Origin of the sequence: Streptococcus mitis (assembly GCF_047463435.1) — a bacterium.
Classification (GTDB): Bacteria; Bacillota; Bacilli; order Lactobacillales; family Streptococcaceae; genus Streptococcus; species Streptococcus mitis_DS.
The window spans coordinates 127324-143593 of record NZ_JASHDW010000005.1; the positions used below are offsets into that span (position 1 = coordinate 127324).

Annotated in this window: 17 protein-coding genes, 1 tRNA gene and 1 rRNA gene; 16 read left to right on the forward strand and 3 right to left on the reverse strand. The window is 40.3% G+C overall.

The window, feature by feature from the left end; translation table 11 throughout:
• Positions 1–51 precede the first annotated feature (51 nt).
• The gene (locus QM843_RS04555; protein WP_261079920.1) at positions 52–456 is read right to left on the reverse strand and encodes a hypothetical protein; all 405 of its coding nucleotides are present in this window, start codon (positions 454–456) and stop codon (positions 52–54) included.
• Positions 457–583: 127 nt separating this feature from the next.
• On the opposite strand from QM843_RS04555, the gene QM843_RS04560 reads away from it, so the two are divergent.
• The 13 genes from QM843_RS04560 (at position 584) to QM843_RS04620 (ending at position 12955) form a co-directional block, all read left to right on the forward strand.
• Positions 584–1804: a DNA cytosine methyltransferase gene (locus QM843_RS04560; protein WP_265494356.1), complete on the forward strand. Its 1221-nt coding sequence runs from the start codon at positions 584–586 to the stop codon at positions 1802–1804.
• Positions 1805–1874: 70 nt separating this feature from the next.
• A complete protein-coding gene (locus QM843_RS04565) occupies positions 1875–3452 on the forward strand; it encodes a hypothetical protein (RefSeq protein ID WP_414304575.1) in 1578 nt (525 codons plus the stop codon).
• A gap of 131 nt (positions 3453–3583) precedes the next feature.
• Positions 3584–4171 (forward strand): DNA-directed RNA polymerase subunit delta, encoded by a 588-nt coding sequence (gene rpoE / locus QM843_RS04570; protein WP_000418409.1) that lies wholly within the window; start codon positions 3584–3586, stop codon positions 4169–4171.
• Positions 4172–4407: 236 nt separating this feature from the next.
• Positions 4408–6015, forward strand: a complete 1608-nt coding sequence (locus QM843_RS04575; protein WP_261060562.1) for a CTP synthase — start codon at positions 4408–4410, stop codon at positions 6013–6015.
• A gap of 119 nt (positions 6016–6134) precedes the next feature.
• Positions 6135–7208 (forward strand): N-acetylmuramoyl-L-alanine amidase family protein, encoded by a 1074-nt coding sequence (locus QM843_RS04580; protein ID WP_414304576.1) that lies wholly within the window; start codon positions 6135–6137, stop codon positions 7206–7208.
• A 236-nt stretch (positions 7209–7444) separates the two neighbouring features.
• Positions 7445–7744, forward strand: coding sequence for a DUF4651 domain-containing protein (locus QM843_RS04585; RefSeq protein ID WP_414304577.1), 300 nt, complete (start codon positions 7445–7447; stop codon positions 7742–7744).
• Entirely contained in the window at positions 7741–8058 is a 318-nt protein-coding gene (locus tag QM843_RS04590; RefSeq protein WP_000615778.1) for a thioredoxin family protein, read from the forward strand. Before QM843_RS04585 ends, QM843_RS04590 begins: the two co-directional genes overlap by 4 nt.
• Before the next feature lie 15 nt (positions 8059–8073).
• Positions 8074–8700 carry a YtpR family tRNA-binding protein gene (gene ytpR, locus QM843_RS04595; protein WP_414304578.1) on the forward strand — a complete coding sequence of 209 codons (627 nt, stop codon included), beginning with the start codon at positions 8074–8076 and terminating at the stop codon, positions 8698–8700.
• A 41-nt stretch (positions 8701–8741) separates the two neighbouring features.
• The gene (locus QM843_RS04600; RefSeq protein WP_414399159.1) at positions 8742–9503 is read left to right on the forward strand and encodes an SDR family NAD(P)-dependent oxidoreductase; all 762 of its coding nucleotides are present in this window, start codon (positions 8742–8744) and stop codon (positions 9501–9503) included.
• A 75-nt stretch (positions 9504–9578) separates the two neighbouring features.
• Positions 9579–9974, forward strand: coding sequence for a single-stranded DNA-binding protein (locus QM843_RS04605; RefSeq protein ID WP_414304579.1), 396 nt, complete (start codon positions 9579–9581; stop codon positions 9972–9974).
• A gap of 155 nt (positions 9975–10129) precedes the next feature.
• Positions 10130–10414, forward strand: a complete 285-nt coding sequence (gene groES, locus QM843_RS04610) for a co-chaperone GroES (RefSeq protein ID WP_261044157.1) — start codon at positions 10130–10132, stop codon at positions 10412–10414.
• Between the two features lie 15 nt (positions 10415–10429).
• Positions 10430–12052: a chaperonin GroEL gene (groL, locus tag QM843_RS04615; RefSeq protein ID WP_000031580.1), complete on the forward strand. Its 1623-nt coding sequence runs from the start codon at positions 10430–10432 to the stop codon at positions 12050–12052.
• A gap of 135 nt (positions 12053–12187) precedes the next feature.
• On the forward strand, positions 12188–12955 hold the full coding sequence (locus QM843_RS04620; protein WP_020900987.1) for an epoxyqueuosine reductase QueH: 768 nt from the start codon (positions 12188–12190) through the stop codon (positions 12953–12955).
• A gap of 70 nt (positions 12956–13025) precedes the next feature.
• On the opposite strand, the gene ntdP is transcribed toward QM843_RS04620, so the two are convergent.
• The gene (gene ntdP, locus QM843_RS04625; RefSeq protein WP_000775316.1) at positions 13026–13559 is read right to left on the reverse strand and encodes a nucleoside tri-diphosphate phosphatase; all 534 of its coding nucleotides are present in this window, start codon (positions 13557–13559) and stop codon (positions 13026–13028) included.
• A gap of 88 nt (positions 13560–13647) precedes the next feature.
• Positions 13648–14424, reverse strand: coding sequence for a recombination regulator RecX (gene recX, locus QM843_RS04630; RefSeq protein WP_414304580.1), 777 nt, complete (start codon positions 14422–14424; stop codon positions 13648–13650).
• Positions 14425–14461: 37 nt separating this feature from the next.
• Here recX and rlmD point away from each other — a divergent pair, with 37 nt between their 5' ends.
• The 3 genes from rlmD to QM843_RS04645 form a co-directional block, all read left to right on the forward strand.
• The gene (gene rlmD, locus QM843_RS04635; protein ID WP_102210517.1) at positions 14462–15817 is read left to right on the forward strand and encodes a 23S rRNA (uracil(1939)-C(5))-methyltransferase RlmD; all 1356 of its coding nucleotides are present in this window, start codon (positions 14462–14464) and stop codon (positions 15815–15817) included.
• A 61-nt stretch (positions 15818–15878) separates the two neighbouring features.
• Positions 15879–15950 (forward strand) — tRNA-Glu (locus QM843_RS04640).
• Between the two features lie 241 nt (positions 15951–16191).
• Positions 16192–16270 (forward strand): 16S ribosomal RNA (locus QM843_RS04645); the annotation flags it as partial.

A 16270-nucleotide genomic window follows, 5' to 3' on the forward strand; every position in this document is an offset into this window, starting at 1 on the left:
AAAAATAAGAACCTCATTATTATCATGAGGTTCTTATTTGTGTAATTACATTTAGAGAATCGTAAGTATAATATCGTTGGAACTAATCCATTCTACTTTAATTTTAGTTCCAACGGTTACATTCATTTGATTGAACCAGTCGTTAAAAGCTCTCAAGTTTCTGTGACCAGAAAGATTTTTAGCATAGGGATCTCCACCCCGAGAATTTCCTGATGATTTTACTATTCCAACGAAGTATCCATCTGTTGATCTAGCATTAAATATATTTTGTCCTAAAACATCTTTTCCTTGAGTATGTTTAGAATTAAATATTCCATACTGATGTGCAGCTTTACTTGGAATTGGGATATAACATTCTCCTGTTATCTGAGGACGAGAATTTGTATTCCTGTATGTGCCCCAGTCAATATTAGTTTTTTTAAGTTCTACTATGAATTGGTCTCCTTGTTTTGGCATTATGCACCTCCTTAAATTTATATATTTATTATATCATATATATTTGGAAAATGTTTATATTTCAGTATTAATTTAAAAATGATATACTAGTATAGTTAAACAAATTTCTTAGAAAGCAGGTTACTACATGACAAATTCTGTAAGTTCGAACCGACCTGAGAAGTACAACATTGCAGCCTTCTTCTCAGGTGTTGGGGGAATTGAGTTGGGATTTGAACAGACCAACGAGTTCAGAGTGGTGTATGCCAATGAATTTGATAAGTATGCGCGTCAGACTTATCAGTTAAATCATCCAGATACCTATTTGGATGGTCGTGATATTCACGATGTTCAGCCAGAGAATATTCCCGCTGAGCGCGTGGATGTGATTATGGGAGGTTTCCCTTGTCAGGCCTTTAGTATTGCGGGTTATCGCAAGGGCTTTGATGATGATCGTGGCGACCTTTTCTTCGAATTGCTTCGCATGATTGAAGGATGCAAACCTCGCGCTATTTTCATCGAAAACGTCAAGAACATGGTCGGTCATGACCACGGCAATACCTTCAAGGTTATTCGTGAAGCCTTGACGGAGAACAACTACTTTATCAAGTGGAAGGTTCTTAACGGGAAAGACTACGGAAATATCCCACAAAACCGTGAGCGGATCTACATTGTTGGTTTTGATACCAAGGAAGCTTATGACTTGTTTGAATTCCCAGAGGAAATCAAGCTGACTACGACTCTTCAGGATGTGATTAACTTTGGTGATCAACTAGACGAGATCTACTACTACCGTGATGGGAAGCAGAATTTCTACGACCAGTTAAAATTTGAAGTTACCAGTCAAGACACGGTCTACCAGTGGCGTCGTCAATATGTTCGTGAAAATAAAAATGGAGTTGTCCCAACCCTAACAGCAAACATGGGAACAGGTGGACACAATGTTCCGTTGATTCTGACAGATAGTGGGGAGATTCGTAAGCTAACACCGAAAGAAACTTTTAATGTTCAAGGATATCCTAAATCCTTTAAAATTCCAGAAGGGGTTTCTAACGGTCAGCTATACAAGCAGGCTGGAAATAGCGTAGTCGTTCCCGTGATTAAACGCATCGCGGAAAATGTTGCCAAGGCCTTGAATGACAGCCAAGGGCAATCTCAACTTGACCGCTCAGGAAAATTCGCCATTATCTACACCAAGATGAACGGCCAGTTTGAAGGTCAGTCCTACGTCAAGGAATTTGTGGATAGCTATGACCAGGCTCTTGAAAAGATCAAGGCTTATGATGATGGTTTAGCTGTTCTGTCTGGTGAAGATTATTTAAAATTGGTTAAAAAACGAGGAAATTTCGAATTTTACAGTATTAATTAACGAATATATAAGAGGGTTAGTGAAAAACTAATCTTCTTTTGATATACTGAAAATAGAAAAGAGGGTGCTTATGTGGGAACATCTAAAGTCTGAACAAAAAGAAAAATACAAAACCTTAATTACCAACTTCGCTAGCTTGAGCCAAGCTTTCTCTCAAAAGGCTGAGTCCGAAAATGAGGGACAAACAGAGAATTATGTTGCTCCGATTGTTAATTCTAAATTTCAAGAAACAGTCTTCCAGAAGGCTTTTAATGCTGTTGGGGAAGACATTGCCAATACTTCCTATGATGCTTCTGTCGTAGTGGATGAAAATCATAAATACCTAGTGGGTATCAAGTCTTTTGGGATTAATTCTGGAGACCAAAAAATCGCTCAGTTTAAGAAGGATTCTCAAGATTGGACGGACTTGTTGGGTGATATTAAATTCCATGCAGATATCTCAGCAGATAAAGAAACAGCAGACAAGAAAAATTATCAACGATATGAAGAATTAGCACGAAAGATTGCGACTTTGAGAAATCAGAGAATCGAATCTTCTAAGGCACAAATCAAGGGATTTAGTTCGGACTCGGTCAATGTTGAAGCTGTTTATCACGTTCTGATGCCGACACCGAAGGGAGAAAATCCTAAGATTTTTGTCGGTGAAACATCTTATTTGCCAGTTGATATTGATAATCTGGTCATTGAAGGATCAACTACCAAAAACAATCCAACCAATTTTCGATTTTCGGATGGACAACACCACTACAAATACACAGCGGCAGATAGCCAGCTCCACATGACTTTTAACAATAAAGACATTGTGGTAGATACTTGGGACGTCCATTATATTGAAGATCCTTTTTCGCTCTTTGAAAACCTTCATTTACTGACAACTGAAAAGGATAAAACCGATATCTTAGAAACAGTGTCTTGGGTTATTACAGACAAACATGGAAATGTGGAAGAAAACTCTGGCTTCAATGCCTTTAACGGAGGATCAAAACTAGCTAAGAAAGATCGTCTGCCACGGATTTTAAAAATTCAGGATAAATTTAAGGATAGTCTTGCTTCAGAAGAACTAGCTTTTGTGACCTTCTCTTTAGAAGAAATCCTCTTGAAAAAGTGGACTAGCAAGGAAGAAAAAGCTCAGATGAAGGCGATTCGTAAGGATTTGATAAACTTTGTCCACGAGACTGGTAATGAAAGACTCATTAAAGAAATTGAACAGCTGGTTTATCGTCCAGTTAGTGAAATTTACATTCCTCTGCCTGACTCGAAAAACTTTCACGATGAAAGACCAGATTTCTTTGGGCCAGGCTTCGGGACTTTTGAACCTGGAACTAAAAAATTAGCTCTATCTAAGGAAGAAAGAACTTTTAAACTACGCTTTTTATCTTCTGGTGATGTTATTAACGCCTATATAAATCAAGAAGCTGGTAAGGCTATTCAGTCTACCGATAAGCAAGAAATACTCGGGAATTGGATTTTACGTGGTGTTTTCCAGTTGAAAGAACGAGAAGTCTTGACAGGTCAACGACTTAATGAACTGGAAATCAACGGCATTCGATTGACCAAATTTAAAAATGGTGAAATCGGTATCGAATTCATGTGGATTGATACAGAAAATCCACCTCACGATGCCATCGGCTGGGTAGCAAAGAAATAAAAAGTCCTATTACTTTCTCTCCCTTAACCTTTGACTATTCCGCAAAATTATCGTAAAATAAAGAGTAAATGATAAAATGAGGTCAGAGTCTGTTTACTCTGGCGATAGTAGTATAAATGAGGAGAAACGCTTTGGAATTAGAAGTATTTGCTGGGCAAGAAAAAAGTGAACTATCTATGATTGAGGTAGCGCGTGCTATCTTGGAACTTCGTGGTCGCGACCATGAGATGCATTTTAGCGATCTTGTAAACGAAATTCAAAACTACCTTGGAACATCAAACAGCGATATCCGTGAAGCTTTGCCTTTGTTCTACACAGAGTTGAACTTTGACGGTAGCTTCATCTCACTTGGAGACAACAAATGGGGTCTTCGTTCATGGTATGGTGTGGACGAAATCGATGAAGAAATCATCGCTCTTGAAGAAAATGACGACGATGAAGTAGCACCAAAAGCCAAGAAAAAACGTGTCAATGCCTTCATGGATGGTGATTCAGATGCCATTGACTACAATGCAGATGATCCAGAAGACGAAGATGCATACGAAGCAGATCCAGCTCTCTCATACGATGATGAAAATCCAGATGATGAGAAAAATGAAGTGGAAGCTTACGATGCAGAAATCAACGAGATTGCTCCTGATGACTTGGGTGAAGACGTGGATCTCAACGAAGAAGACGACGAGTTTTCAGATGATGATACTGAAAACATCGAGGAATAAAAGTTAGCTATTGACAATTATCCTATTTTTAGGTATCATATTGTTCGGGCACCTCTTTTAGAGGTCGGGGCTCCCTAGTTCTTAGGGAGCTATTTTTGTTTTTTCAAGAAGTTATCTTCTTGTATTTTAGTTGTGAATCTGGTGCAGTCGTCCCAGATTATTCTTATTAGTAGGGTCTTGTTTTCTATGTCCCCTCGTAGTCAGCAAGACCTTGAGCATTTTAGAAAGAGGAATCTATGTCTACGAAATATATTTTTGTAACTGGTGGTGTCGTATCGTCTATTGGGAAAGGGATTGTGGCAGCAAGTCTAGGCCGTCTCTTGAAAAATCGTGGTCTCAAAGTGACGATTCAAAAGTTTGACCCTTATATCAATATCGATCCGGGAACTATGAGTCCTTACCAGCACGGAGAAGTCTTTGTGACAGATGATGGAGCTGAGACAGATTTGGACTTGGGTCACTATGAACGTTTCATCGATATCAATCTTAACAAATATTCCAACGTGACAACTGGTAAAATTTACAGTGAAGTTCTTCGTAAGGAACGCCGTGGAGAATACCTTGGGGCAACTGTTCAGGTTATTCCTCATATCACAGATGCTTTGAAAGAAAAAATCAAGCGTGCCGCTTTAACGACCGACTCTGATGTCATTATCACAGAGGTAGGTGGAACTGTTGGGGATATCGAGTCCTTGCCATTCCTAGAGGCCCTTCGTCAGATGAAGGCAGATGTAGGTGCGGATAATGTTATGTACATCCATACAACCTTGCTTCCTTACCTCAAGGCTGCTGGTGAAATGAAGACCAAACCAACTCAACACTCTGTAAAAGAATTGCGTGGATTAGGAATCCAACCAAATATGTTGGTTATTCGTACAGAAGAGCCAGCTGGTCAAGGAATTAAAAACAAACTGGCCCAGTTCTGTGATGTGGCACCAGAGGCTGTTATCGAGTCTTTAGACGTTGAACATCTTTACCAAATTCCACTGAACTTGCAGGCGCAAGGTATGGACCAAATTGTCTGTGACCATTTGAAACTAGACGCACCAGCAGCGGATATGACAGAATGGTCAGCTATGGTAGACAAGGTCATGAACCTCAAGAAACAAGTCAAAATTTCCCTTGTTGGTAAGTATGTTGAGTTGCAAGATGCCTATATTTCTGTGGTTGAAGCCTTGAAACACTCTGGTTATGCCAACGACGCAGAAGTTAAAATCAATTGGATCAATGCTAATGATGTGACAGCAGAGAATGTAGCAGAGCTCTTGTCTGATGCGGACGGAATCATCGTACCAGGAGGTTTTGGTCAACGTGGTACGGAAGGTAAAATCCAAGCCATTCGCTATGCGCGTGAAAATGATGTTCCAATGTTGGGTGTCTGCTTGGGAATGCAGTTGACTTGTATCGAGTTTGCTCGTCACGTTTTAGGACTCGAAGGTGCCAATTCTGCAGAGCTTGCACCAGAAACAAAATACCCTATCATTGATATCATGCGTGATCAGATTGACGTTGAAGATATGGGGGGAACCCTTCGCTTGGGGCTTTATCCGTCTAAGTTGAAACGTGGCTCTAAGGCTGCGGCTGCTTATCACAATCAAGAAGTGGTGCAACGCCGTCACCGTCACCGTTATGAGTTTAACAATGTCTTCCGTGAGCAGTTTGAGGCAGCAGGCTTTGTCTTCTCAGGAGTTTCTCCAGACAATCGTTTGGTCGAAATTGTGGAAATTCCTGAAAATAAATTCTTTGTAGCGTGTCAGTATCACCCTGAACTTTCAAGTCGTCCAAACCGTCCAGAAGAACTCTACACTGCCTTTGTGACTGCAGCAGTTGAGAACAGCAATTAGCTAGATTATAACCTTTGAGAACAATCTCAGAGGTTTTTTGCTTGCATATTTAGGATATGAGTTGCAAAATAAAAACATAGTGATATAATTAACATAACAGAAACTAAGGAGGATTTACAATGAAAAAAATCACATTATTTGGTTTGTCTCTAGCTGGTCTAGCTTTACTAGCTTTCCCTCATTCGGGAAAGGCCTTCGATCTTGAAGAAGAGTGGGTTATTAAGGGTGGCGTTAAGTATCAAGATGGCAAGATTCTTCGGTTTAACAATGGTCATGAAGTGGATATTAAAGTTTTAGATTTGCCAAAAACCGAGAAAATCGAGTGGACAGTCAGTCTCAATGGTCAAGATCAGACTGTCAATTTCCTAGGTCAAGAAAAGGACAAGTCTATGGTCGGTACAGAGGGGCGTTACCTGAATTTCTACGTACCTTATGGCTATAGAGGAGATATCAAGGTAGAAGCCAAGAGCGGAAATGAAGTAAAGACCTGGTCCACTAAAGTGGTAGATGACGTTTATAATGGTGGAAAGAGTGGTTACTACCGTATTGAAGAATCAAATAATCAATACACTTACCTCGATGCTAAATGGAATTATCAAACCAAGACTTACACTGCTACCTTACCAGAGACTGTCAATGGTCAAAAAGTCTATGCTTGGGAAGACTATGATCATGGTGAGTTAAAACTTACAAAACCAGAATCTATTAGTCATTTCTACAAAGGGGGAGGAGCCTTCAGAGAACTTTATCCAATTGTGAAAGCCGAAAGCTGGCTACAATCAGACCAAAACTGGTACTATCAAAAACAAGGTCAATTAGTACAGAATGCTTGGGTTAAAGACAAGGGAACTTGGTACTTTATGAATGATAAAGGGGTCATGTTCAATCAAACTTGGCTCTATCAAGGTAGCAACTGGTATGCCTTTAAATCATCAGGAGCTATGATTGCTAGTGACTGGCTTTACGATCAAGGCAAGTGGTACTATTTATCAACTTCAGGAGCCATGAAAGAAAGCACTTGGGTTTATGACAAGGGAGAATGGTATTATGTAAGTTCTTCTGGTGCCATGCTAGCGAATGATTGGGTCAAAGATAATGGCAAGTGGTATTATCTAGCTTCATCAGGTAAGATGCTTCGCAATACCTACACACCTGATGGTTACTACGTTGGAAACTCAGGAGCCTGGCAATAAGAATAATACTCTTCGAAAATCTCTTCAAACTACGTCAGTTTCATCCACAACCTCAAAACAGTGTTTTGAGCTGACTTCGTCAGTTCTATCTACAACCTCAAAGCAGTGCTTTGAGCAACCTGCGGCTAGCTTCCTAGTTTGCTCTAGTATAAGAAGTCCTTTTCCTTAAAGGAAGAGGCTTTTTACTTGCTTTTCTGCTACTTCCTCATTTGTCCTAAAGCCTTTTTTGTGTTAAAATGAATGGTATGAAAGCTAAAAAAATGTGGATGGCAGGTCTGGCTCTGCTTGGTATTGGGAGTCTTGCCCTTGCTACGAAAAAAGTTGCAGATGACCATAAGCTCATGAAGACTCAGAAAGAGTTGACAGAGATTGTGCGAGACCATTTTTCAGATATGGGGGAAATTGCGACCCTCTATGTTCAAGTCTATGAAAGCAGTCTAGAGAGCTTGGTTGGTGGCGTCATTTTTGAGGATGGCCGTCATTATACCTTTGTCTATGAAAATGAAGACCTAGTCTATGAGGAGGAAGTCTTATGATACAACCAGCAAGTTTAGAAGAATTAGCATCTTTAGTAGAAAAAGATGGCAAGAAGGTTTTCCTTTTTGTGGCGGACTGGTGTGGCGATTGCCGTTATATCTATCCTGCCTTGCCAGAGATTGAGAAAACTAATCCAGAGTTTACCTTTATTCGAGTGGACCGAGACCAGTATATGGATTTGGCCAAACTCTGGGATGTATATGGAATCCCTAGCCTTGTTGTTCTAGAAAAGGACAAGGAAATCGGCCGTTTTGTCAATCGCGACCGTAAAAGCAAGCAACAAATTAATGACTTTTTAGCAGGACTGAAATAGGAGAAAATAGAAATAATGATTTTTACATATAACAAAGAACATGTCGGTGATGTCCTTATGGTCATCGTGAAAAACAGCGGAGATGCCAAGTTGGACGTGGAGCGCAAAGGTAAGGTAGCTCGTGTTTTCCTCAAAGAGAATGGGGAAACAGTGGCGTGGAATATTTTCGAAGTTTCAAGTTTGTTTGAAATTGCAGAGCGCGGTCAAGTCTTTTTATCAGATGAGCAAGTAGCTCGTTTGAACCAAGAATTGCAGGCGGAAGGTTTCGCAGAGGAAATTGTTAATGACAAGGAACCTAAGTTTGTTGTTGGTGAAATTGTCGAGATGGTAGCTCATCCAGATAGTGACCACCTCAACATCTGCCAAGTTGCAGTCGCAAGTGACAAGACAGTGCAAATCGTTGCAGGGGCTCCCAATGCGCGTCTTGGGTTGAAAACCATTGTAGCTCTTCCTGGAGCTATGATGCCAAAAGGCAATCTTATTTTCCCAGGCGAACTTCGTGGTGAAAAGAGTTTTGGCATGATGTGCAGTCCTCGTGAATTGAATCTGCCAAATGCTCCGCAAAAACGTGGTATTATTGAATTATCAGAAGGCCAAGTTGTCGGAACTCCATTTGACCCAGCGAAACACTGGACTGCCTAAGAAGTTGTCAGTATCTGATAGACCAGATAGAAGGAAATAAGATGGCAAAAAATGTAGTGATTACAGGAGCGACATCAGGAATCGGTGAAGCGATTGCGCGTGCTTATCTGGAGCAGGGTGAGAATGTCGTTCTAACAGGCCGACGGATAGACCGATTAGAACCCCTAAAGTCGGAGTTTGCAGAGACCTTCCCAAATCAAACAGTTTGGGCTTTTCCGCTAGATGTCACGGATATGAACATGGTAAAAACTGTCTGCTCTGATATTATAGAAACGATAGGGAAGATTGACATCTTGGTTAATAACGCCGGACTGGCTCTAGGTTTGGCTCCCTATCAAGACTATGAGGAGTTGGATATGTTGACCATGCTGGATACCAATGTCAAAGGTTTGATGGCAGTCACTCGCTGTTTCTTGCCAGCAATGGTAAAAGCCAATCAAGGACATATCATCAATATGGGCTCAACCGCAGGAATTTATGCCTATGCAGGTGCAGCAGTTTATTCGGCCACCAAGGCAGCAGTTAAGACCTTTTCAGATGGTCTGCGAATTGATACCATCGCAACGGATATCAAGGTGACAACCATTCAGCCTGGGATTGTCGAAACAGATTTTTCTACAGTGCGTTTTCACGGTGATAAAGAGCGGGCTGCATCCGTTTACCAAGGAATCGAAGCCTTGCAAGCTCAGGATATTGCAGACACAGTAGTCTATGTAACCAGTCAACCTCGCCGTGTGCAGATTACAGATATGACCATTATGGCCAATCAACAGGCGACAGGTTTCATGGTTCATAAAAACTAAAAAATTTCCTCGAAAAGTTACAAATTTCTGTAACTTTTTTGATTTCCTACGAATAGATAAGTAGGAGGAAAAAATATGTATAATAAAGTTATCATGATTGGGCGTTTAACGTCTACACCAGAATTGCACAAAACCAACAATGACAAGTCGGTAGCGCGAGCAACTATCGCTGTGAACCGTCGTTACAAAGATCAAAACGGTGAACGTGAAGCTGATTTTGTCAATATGGTCCTATGGGGCAGACTAGCAGAAACTTTGGCAAGCTACGCAACCAAAGGTAGTCTCATTTCTGTTGATGGGGAATTGCGTACCCGTCGTTTTGAGAAAAATGGTCAAATGAATTATGTGACCGAAGTCCTCGTCACAGGATTCCAACTCTTGGAAAGTCGTGCCCAACGTGCCATGCGTGAAAATAATGTAGGCCAAGATTTGGTGGACTTGGTCTTGGAAGAGGAAGAATTGCCATTTTAAGTATTGAAAAGTCTGAGTTGGTCTCAGGCTTTTTATCTTGAAAAAGTCAGACTTTTTTCTTGACTATTTTTGACCAAGTGATACAATAGAACTATGAATTAGCACTCGAATATAAAGAGTGCTAATGATATCTATCTCATTATGGAGGAAAGCAGATGTTGAAACCATTAGGGGACCGTGTGGTCTTAAAAATCGAAGAAAAAGAACAAACTGTTGGAGGCTTTGTCCTTGCAGGCTCAGCCCAAGAAAAAACAAAAACAGCCCAAGTTGTGGCTACTGGACAAGGTGTTCGTACCTTGAACGGTGACTTGGTTGCTCCAAGTGTTAAAGCTGGAGACTGTGTCTTAGTTGAAGCCCACGCAGGTATTGATGTCAAAGATGGTGATGAAAAGTACATCATCGTAGGCGAAGCTAACATCTTGGCTATCATTGAAGAATAGAAGGAGAAAGTAAGTATGTCAAAAGAAATTAAATTTTCATCAGATGCCCGTTCAGCTATGGTCCGTGGTGTCGATATCCTTGCAGACACTGTTAAAGTAACCTTGGGACCAAAAGGTCGTAATGTCGTTCTTGAAAAGTCATTCGGTTCACCCTTGATTACCAATGACGGGGTGACCATTGCCAAAGAAATCGAATTAGAAGACCATTTTGAAAATATGGGTGCCAAATTGGTATCAGAAGTAGCTTCAAAAACCAATGATATTGCAGGTGATGGGACTACAACTGCAACTGTTTTGACCCAAGCAATCGTCCGTGAAGGCATCAAAAACGTCACAGCAGGTGCCAATCCAATCGGTATTCGTCGTGGGATTGAAACAGCAGTTGCTGCAGCAGTTGAAGCCTTGAAAAACAATGCTATTCCTGTTGCCAACAAAGAAGCCATCGCTCAGGTTGCCGCCGTCTCTTCTCGTTCCGAAAAAGTAGGTGAATACATATCTGAAGCTATGGAAAAAGTTGGCAAAGACGGAGTCATCACTATCGAAGAGTCACGTGGTATGGAAACAGAGCTTGAAGTCGTAGAAGGAATGCAGTTTGACCGTGGTTATCTTTCACAGTACATGGTGACAGATAGCGAAAAAATGGTGGCTGACCTTGAAAATCCATATATCTTGATTACCGACAAGAAGATTTCCAATATCCAAGAAATCTTGCCACTCCTAGAAAGCATTCTCCAAAGCAATCGTCCACTCTTGATTATTGCGGATGATGTAGATGGTGAAGCTCTTCCAACTCTTGTTTTGAACAAGATTCGAGGAACCTTCAACGTGGTAGCAGTCAAGGCGCCTGGATTTGGTGACCGTCGTAAAGCTATGCTCGAAGACATTGCCATCTTAACAGGCGGAACAGTTATCACAGAAGACCTAGGTCTTGAGTTGAAAGATGCGACAATTGAAGCACTTGGTCAAGCAGCGAGAGTAACTGTGGACAAAGATAGCACTGTTATCGTAGAAGGTGCTGGAAATCCTGAAGCGATTTCCCACCGTGTTGCGGTTATCAAGTCTCAAATCGAAACCACAACTTCTGAGTTTGACCGTGAAAAATTGCAAGAACGCTTGGCGAAATTATCAGGTGGTGTAGCGGTTATTAAGGTCGGAGCCGCAACTGAAACTGAGTTGAAAGAAATGAAACTCCGCATTGAAGATGCCCTCAATGCTACTCGTGCAGCTGTTGAAGAAGGAATCGTTGCAGGTGGTGGAACAGCTCTTGTCAATGTGATTCCAGCCGTGGCTGATTTGGAATTAACAGGAGACGAAGCAACAGGCCGCAATATTGTTCTCCGTGCTTTGGAAGAACCTGTCCGTCAGATCGCCCACAATGCAGGATTCGAAGGTTCAATCGTCATCGATCGTTTGAAAAATGCTGAAGTTGGGACAGGCTTCAACGCAGCAACTGGTGAATGGGTTAACATGATTGATCAAGGGATTATCGACCCAGTTAAAGTGAGTCGTTCAGCTCTACAAAATGCAGCATCTGTAGCCAGCTTGATTTTGACAACAGAAGCAGTCGTAGCCAATAAACCAGAACCAGCAGCCCCGGCTCCAGCAATGGATCCAAGCATGATGGGCGGCATGATGTAAGTTTTCTATAGAAAACAACTTATAAAAAACAAAAGGAGGGAATGCCTATTCCTCCTTTTTATGCTATTCACTTCTAAATAGATTTGAGCTCTCCTAATTTATATGATAAAATAAGACTAGAAAAAGGAGAAGAACATGATCGATGTAGAAGAAATTCTGAGCAAGATGAACCCCAATCAGAAGATTAATTATGACCGTGTCATGCAGAAGATGGTACAAGTATGGGAGAAAAATGAGCAACGGCCAACTATTCTCATGCATGTTTGCTGTGCCCCTTGCAGTACCTATACTCTAGAATATTTGACTAAGTATGCAGACGTGACCATTTATTTTGCCAATTCTAATATCCATCCCAAGGCAGAATACCATAAGCGTGCCTATGTGACTAAAAAGTTTGTCAGTGATTTCAATGAGCGAACTGGCAATAACGTTCAATATCTAGAAGCTCCTTATGAACCTAACGAATATCGTAAACTGGTTCGAGGTTTGGAAGAGGAGCCTGAAGGTGGCGACCGTTGTAAGGTTTGCTTTGACTACCGACTGGATAAGACGGCGCAAGTGGCTATGGACTTGGGCTTTGACTACTTTGGCTCAGCCTTGACCATCAGTCCTCATAAGAATTCTCAAACCATTAATAGTATCGGAATCGATGTGCAAAAAATTTATACAACCCACTATCTTCCAAGTGATTTCAAGAAAAATCAAGGTTACAAACGTTCGGTAGAGATGTGTGAAGAGTATGACATCTACCGTCAATGTTATTGTGGATGTGTCTATGCAGCACAAGCCCAGAATATTGACCTGGTTCAGGTTAAGAAGGACGCCACAGCGTTCTTGCTGGATAAGGATGTTGAAAAAGACTATTCACACATCAAATTTACTGTTACGAAATTAGATATATAAGGATAAGCCCAGCTGAAAAGCTGGGTTTATCAAATAAAAAAACCGGGGCCTTAACCCCAGTTTGACAACTTTACCGATTCTTTAGTTCTACATAGCGCTTGTACCAAATGTTTACATAGGCTTCTGAGAAAGGACCACGTCCATTGTTAATCCAATCAACAAGAATTTTGACATGTTCTTTTAAAATGTAGTCCAAGTCATCAGAATAATTCATTTTGCGTTTGTGACGCTCATACTCCTCAACGTCCAAGAGACGTTTCTCTCCATCTGTAAAAATTTTAACATCCAAATCGTAATCAATATACTTCAGTGCTTCTTCATCCAGATAGTAGGGGCTAGCCATATTGCAATAGTAGGAAATTCCATTATCACGAATCATGGCAATGATATTAAACCAATATTTCTTGTGAAAGTAAACAATAGCCGGTTCTCGAGTGACCCAACGACGACCATCACTTTCGGTAACCAGTGTATGATCGTTGACACCAATAATGGCGTTTTCTGTTGTTTTTAGTACCATGGTGTCCCGCCAAGTTCGGTGGAGACTCCCATCATGCTTATAACTTTGAATTGTAATAAAGTCGCCTTCTTTTGGAAGCTTCATAACTAACCAACTTTCTACAATTTATAAGTTTATCGTTTACTATTGTACCATAAAATTACCTAAAATCTGTGAATTTTACATGAAAATCTTAAAGATATTCTCTAAGAGCGCTTGCTATATCCGAAAAATCGTAGCCCTTTCGTGCTAAAACTTGGGTTAAACGCTGTTTAAGTTCGTATCCTTCATATTTTCGGGCATACTTAGAATATTGCTTATCAAGTTCCTTAAAGATGAGTTCCTGAGTCGTTTCTTGGTCAACTTGACTATCCAACTGTTCAAAGGCACTTTTAGCATCAGAATAGGAAAACCCCTTGTTGGTCAAATTTTGGATAATCTTATCTTGCAAAGCACGAGCTGGAAGTTTTCCTTCATATTTCTTCAATAGTTTATTGGCTACACGTTGAGCAACTTCAGAAAAATCAAATTCTTTCAAGTTCTCTTCTATAATAGATTTTGAAATCCCTTTTTGAGCTAGTTTCTGAGTCAGTACATAAGGCCCCTTGTCTCCTGAAAGTTGATTGGCATTGATAATAGCATAAGCGTACTGGCCATCATTAATCCACTTATCTTCTTTAAGATTAATAATGACTTGAGAAACGATGTTTTCATCAATATCATATTTTTTTAGATATTCACTGACCTCTTTTTCAGTACGTGCTTTAAATGATAAGTGGTAGAGGGCTAGATTCTTACCATAAGAAAATTTGGCAAAGTCCTGAATCTCTTTCAATTCTTCTTGGCTTATCACCTTATCTCTAGATAACATAAAACGAACAATTGTGTCTTCAGTGATGTAGCATTTGTCGCCATTATCAAGCTCCATCAGATAGAGACTTTTTTTCTTTTCAAGTTTTGTGATTTTCATAGTTCTATTATAACTCAAAATGTGATAAGATAGGGGTATGAATCTGAAAGTGAAACAAAAAATACCATTAAAAATCAAGCGCATGGGAATTAATGGTGAGGGAATCGGCTTTTATCAAAAAACATTGGTCTTTGTGCCTGGTGCTCTCAAAGGAGAAGATATCTATTGTCAGATTACTTCTATTAAACGTAACTTTGTTGAAGCAAAATTACTAAAGGTTAATAAGAAGTCTAAATTTCGAGTTGTGCCAGCCTGTACTATTTACAATGAATGCGGAGGCTGCCAAATCATGCACCTGCATTATGATAAGCAGCTGGAGTTCAAGACGGACTTACTTTATCAAGCGCTGAAAAAATTTGCCCCTGCAGGATATGAAAATTATGAAATCCGCCCGACGATTGGTATGCAAGAACCAAAGTACTACCGTGCTAAGTTACAATTTCAGACTCGAAAATTTAAGAATCAGGTCAAGGCAGGCTTATATGCGCAGAACTCTCATTATCTAGTAGAGTTGAAAGATTGCCTGGTACAAGACAAGGAAACCCAAGTGATTGCTAATCGTCTAGCGGAATTACTTACTTTTCACCAAATTCCAATCACGGATGAGAGAAAAGTTCTAGGTGTTAGAACTATAATGGTTCGACGAGCAAGAAAGACTGGACAGGTTCAGATTATTATTGTTACAAACCGCCAGCTTAATTTAACCCTGCTGGTAAAAGATTTAATTAAAGATTTCCCAGAAGTTGTGACAGTAGCTGTGAATACAAATACAGCTAAAACCAGTGAGATTTATGGTGAAAAGACAGAGATTATCTGGGGAGAAAAGAGTATTCAAGAAGGTGTACTCGATTATGAATTTTCACTATCTCCTCGAGCTTTCTATCAACTAAATCCTGAACAAACAGAAGTCCTTTATAGCGAGGCAGTAAAAGCGCTGGATGTTGATAAAGAAGACCATTTGATTGACGCTTATTGTGGTGTTGGAACGATTGGATTTGCCTTCGCAAAGAAAGTAAAGACTCTCAGAGGTATGGATATTATTCCAGAAGCCATTGAAGATGCCAAGCGAAATGCCGAAAGAATGGGATTTGACAATACTCATTATGAAGCTGGACCGGCAGAAGAGATTATTCCTCGTTGGTACAAAGAAGGCTACCGGGCAGATGCTCTGATTGTAGACCCACCACGTACAGGTCTGGATGATAAGTTATTAGACACTATTCTTACTTATGTACCAGAAAAAATGGTTTATATTTCTTGTAATGTTTCGACCTTGGCTCGTGATTTAGTGCGCTTAGTAGAAGTCTATGATCTTCGTTATATCCAGTCGGTCGATATGTTCCCACATACAGCTCGGACTGAAGCAGTTGTAAAATTAATAAAAAAAGTTTAAAAAAGGTGTTGACAAAGTTTGAAAAGTGGGTATAATAGTAAGAGTTGAAAATAACAACTCTGGTCCGTTGGTCAAGGGGTTAAGACACCGCCTTTTCACGGCGGTAACACGGGTTCGAATCCCGTACGGACTATGGTATGTTGCAGAAGAAATACTGATTGAAAAAAATAAAAAAAGTTTCAAAAAAGTGTTGACAAGCGAAAGCGACTGTGATATACTAATATAGTTGTCACTTGAGAGAAGCGAGTGACAAAGACCTTTGAAAACTGAACAAGACGAACCAATGTGCAGGGCACTACAACAACTGTTGTAGTACTGAACAATGAAAAAAACAATAAATCTGTCAGTGACAGAAATGAGTGAGAACTCAAACTTTTAATGAGAGTTTGATCCTGGCTCAGGACGAACGCTGGCGGCGTGCCTAATACATGCAAGTAGAACGCTGAAGGAGGA

Bases quoted from the DNA above. Each gene is read 5' to 3' on its own strand.
- QM843_RS04585 (WP_414304577.1), top strand. From the start codon at position 7,445: ATGAATGGTATGAAAGCTAAAAAAATGTGGATGGCAGGTCTGGCTCTG.
- ntdP (WP_000775316.1), bottom strand. From the start codon at position 13,559: ATGAAGCTTCCAAAAGAAGGCGACTTTATTACAATTCAAAGTTATAAG.
- ytpR (WP_414304578.1), top strand. From the start codon at position 8,074: ATGATTTTTACATATAACAAAGAACATGTCGGTGATGTCCTTATGGTC.
- rlmD (WP_102210517.1), top strand. From the start codon at position 14,462: ATGAATCTGAAAGTGAAACAAAAAATACCATTAAAAATCAAGCGCATG.
- QM843_RS04590 (WP_000615778.1), top strand. From the start codon at position 7,741: ATGATACAACCAGCAAGTTTAGAAGAATTAGCATCTTTAGTAGAAAAA.
- groL (WP_000031580.1), top strand. From the start codon at position 10,430: ATGTCAAAAGAAATTAAATTTTCATCAGATGCCCGTTCAGCTATGGTC.
- QM843_RS04605 (WP_414304579.1), top strand. From the start codon at position 9,579: ATGTATAATAAAGTTATCATGATTGGGCGTTTAACGTCTACACCAGAA.
- QM843_RS04560 (WP_265494356.1), top strand. From the start codon at position 584: ATGACAAATTCTGTAAGTTCGAACCGACCTGAGAAGTACAACATTGCA.
- groES (WP_261044157.1), top strand. From the start codon at position 10,130: ATGTTGAAACCATTAGGGGACCGTGTGGTCTTAAAAATCGAAGAAAAA.
- QM843_RS04555 (WP_261079920.1), bottom strand. From the start codon at position 456: ATGCCAAAACAAGGAGACCAATTCATAGTAGAACTTAAAAAAACTAAT.
- QM843_RS04600 (WP_414399159.1), top strand. From the start codon at position 8,742: ATGGCAAAAAATGTAGTGATTACAGGAGCGACATCAGGAATCGGTGAA.
- QM843_RS04565 (WP_414304575.1), top strand. From the start codon at position 1,875: ATGTGGGAACATCTAAAGTCTGAACAAAAAGAAAAATACAAAACCTTA.
- QM843_RS04575 (WP_261060562.1), top strand. From the start codon at position 4,408: ATGTCTACGAAATATATTTTTGTAACTGGTGGTGTCGTATCGTCTATT.
- QM843_RS04580 (WP_414304576.1), top strand. From the start codon at position 6,135: ATGAAAAAAATCACATTATTTGGTTTGTCTCTAGCTGGTCTAGCTTTA.
- QM843_RS04620 (WP_020900987.1), top strand. From the start codon at position 12,188: ATGATCGATGTAGAAGAAATTCTGAGCAAGATGAACCCCAATCAGAAG.
- recX (WP_414304580.1), bottom strand. From the start codon at position 14,424: ATGAAAATCACAAAACTTGAAAAGAAAAAAAGTCTCTATCTGATGGAG.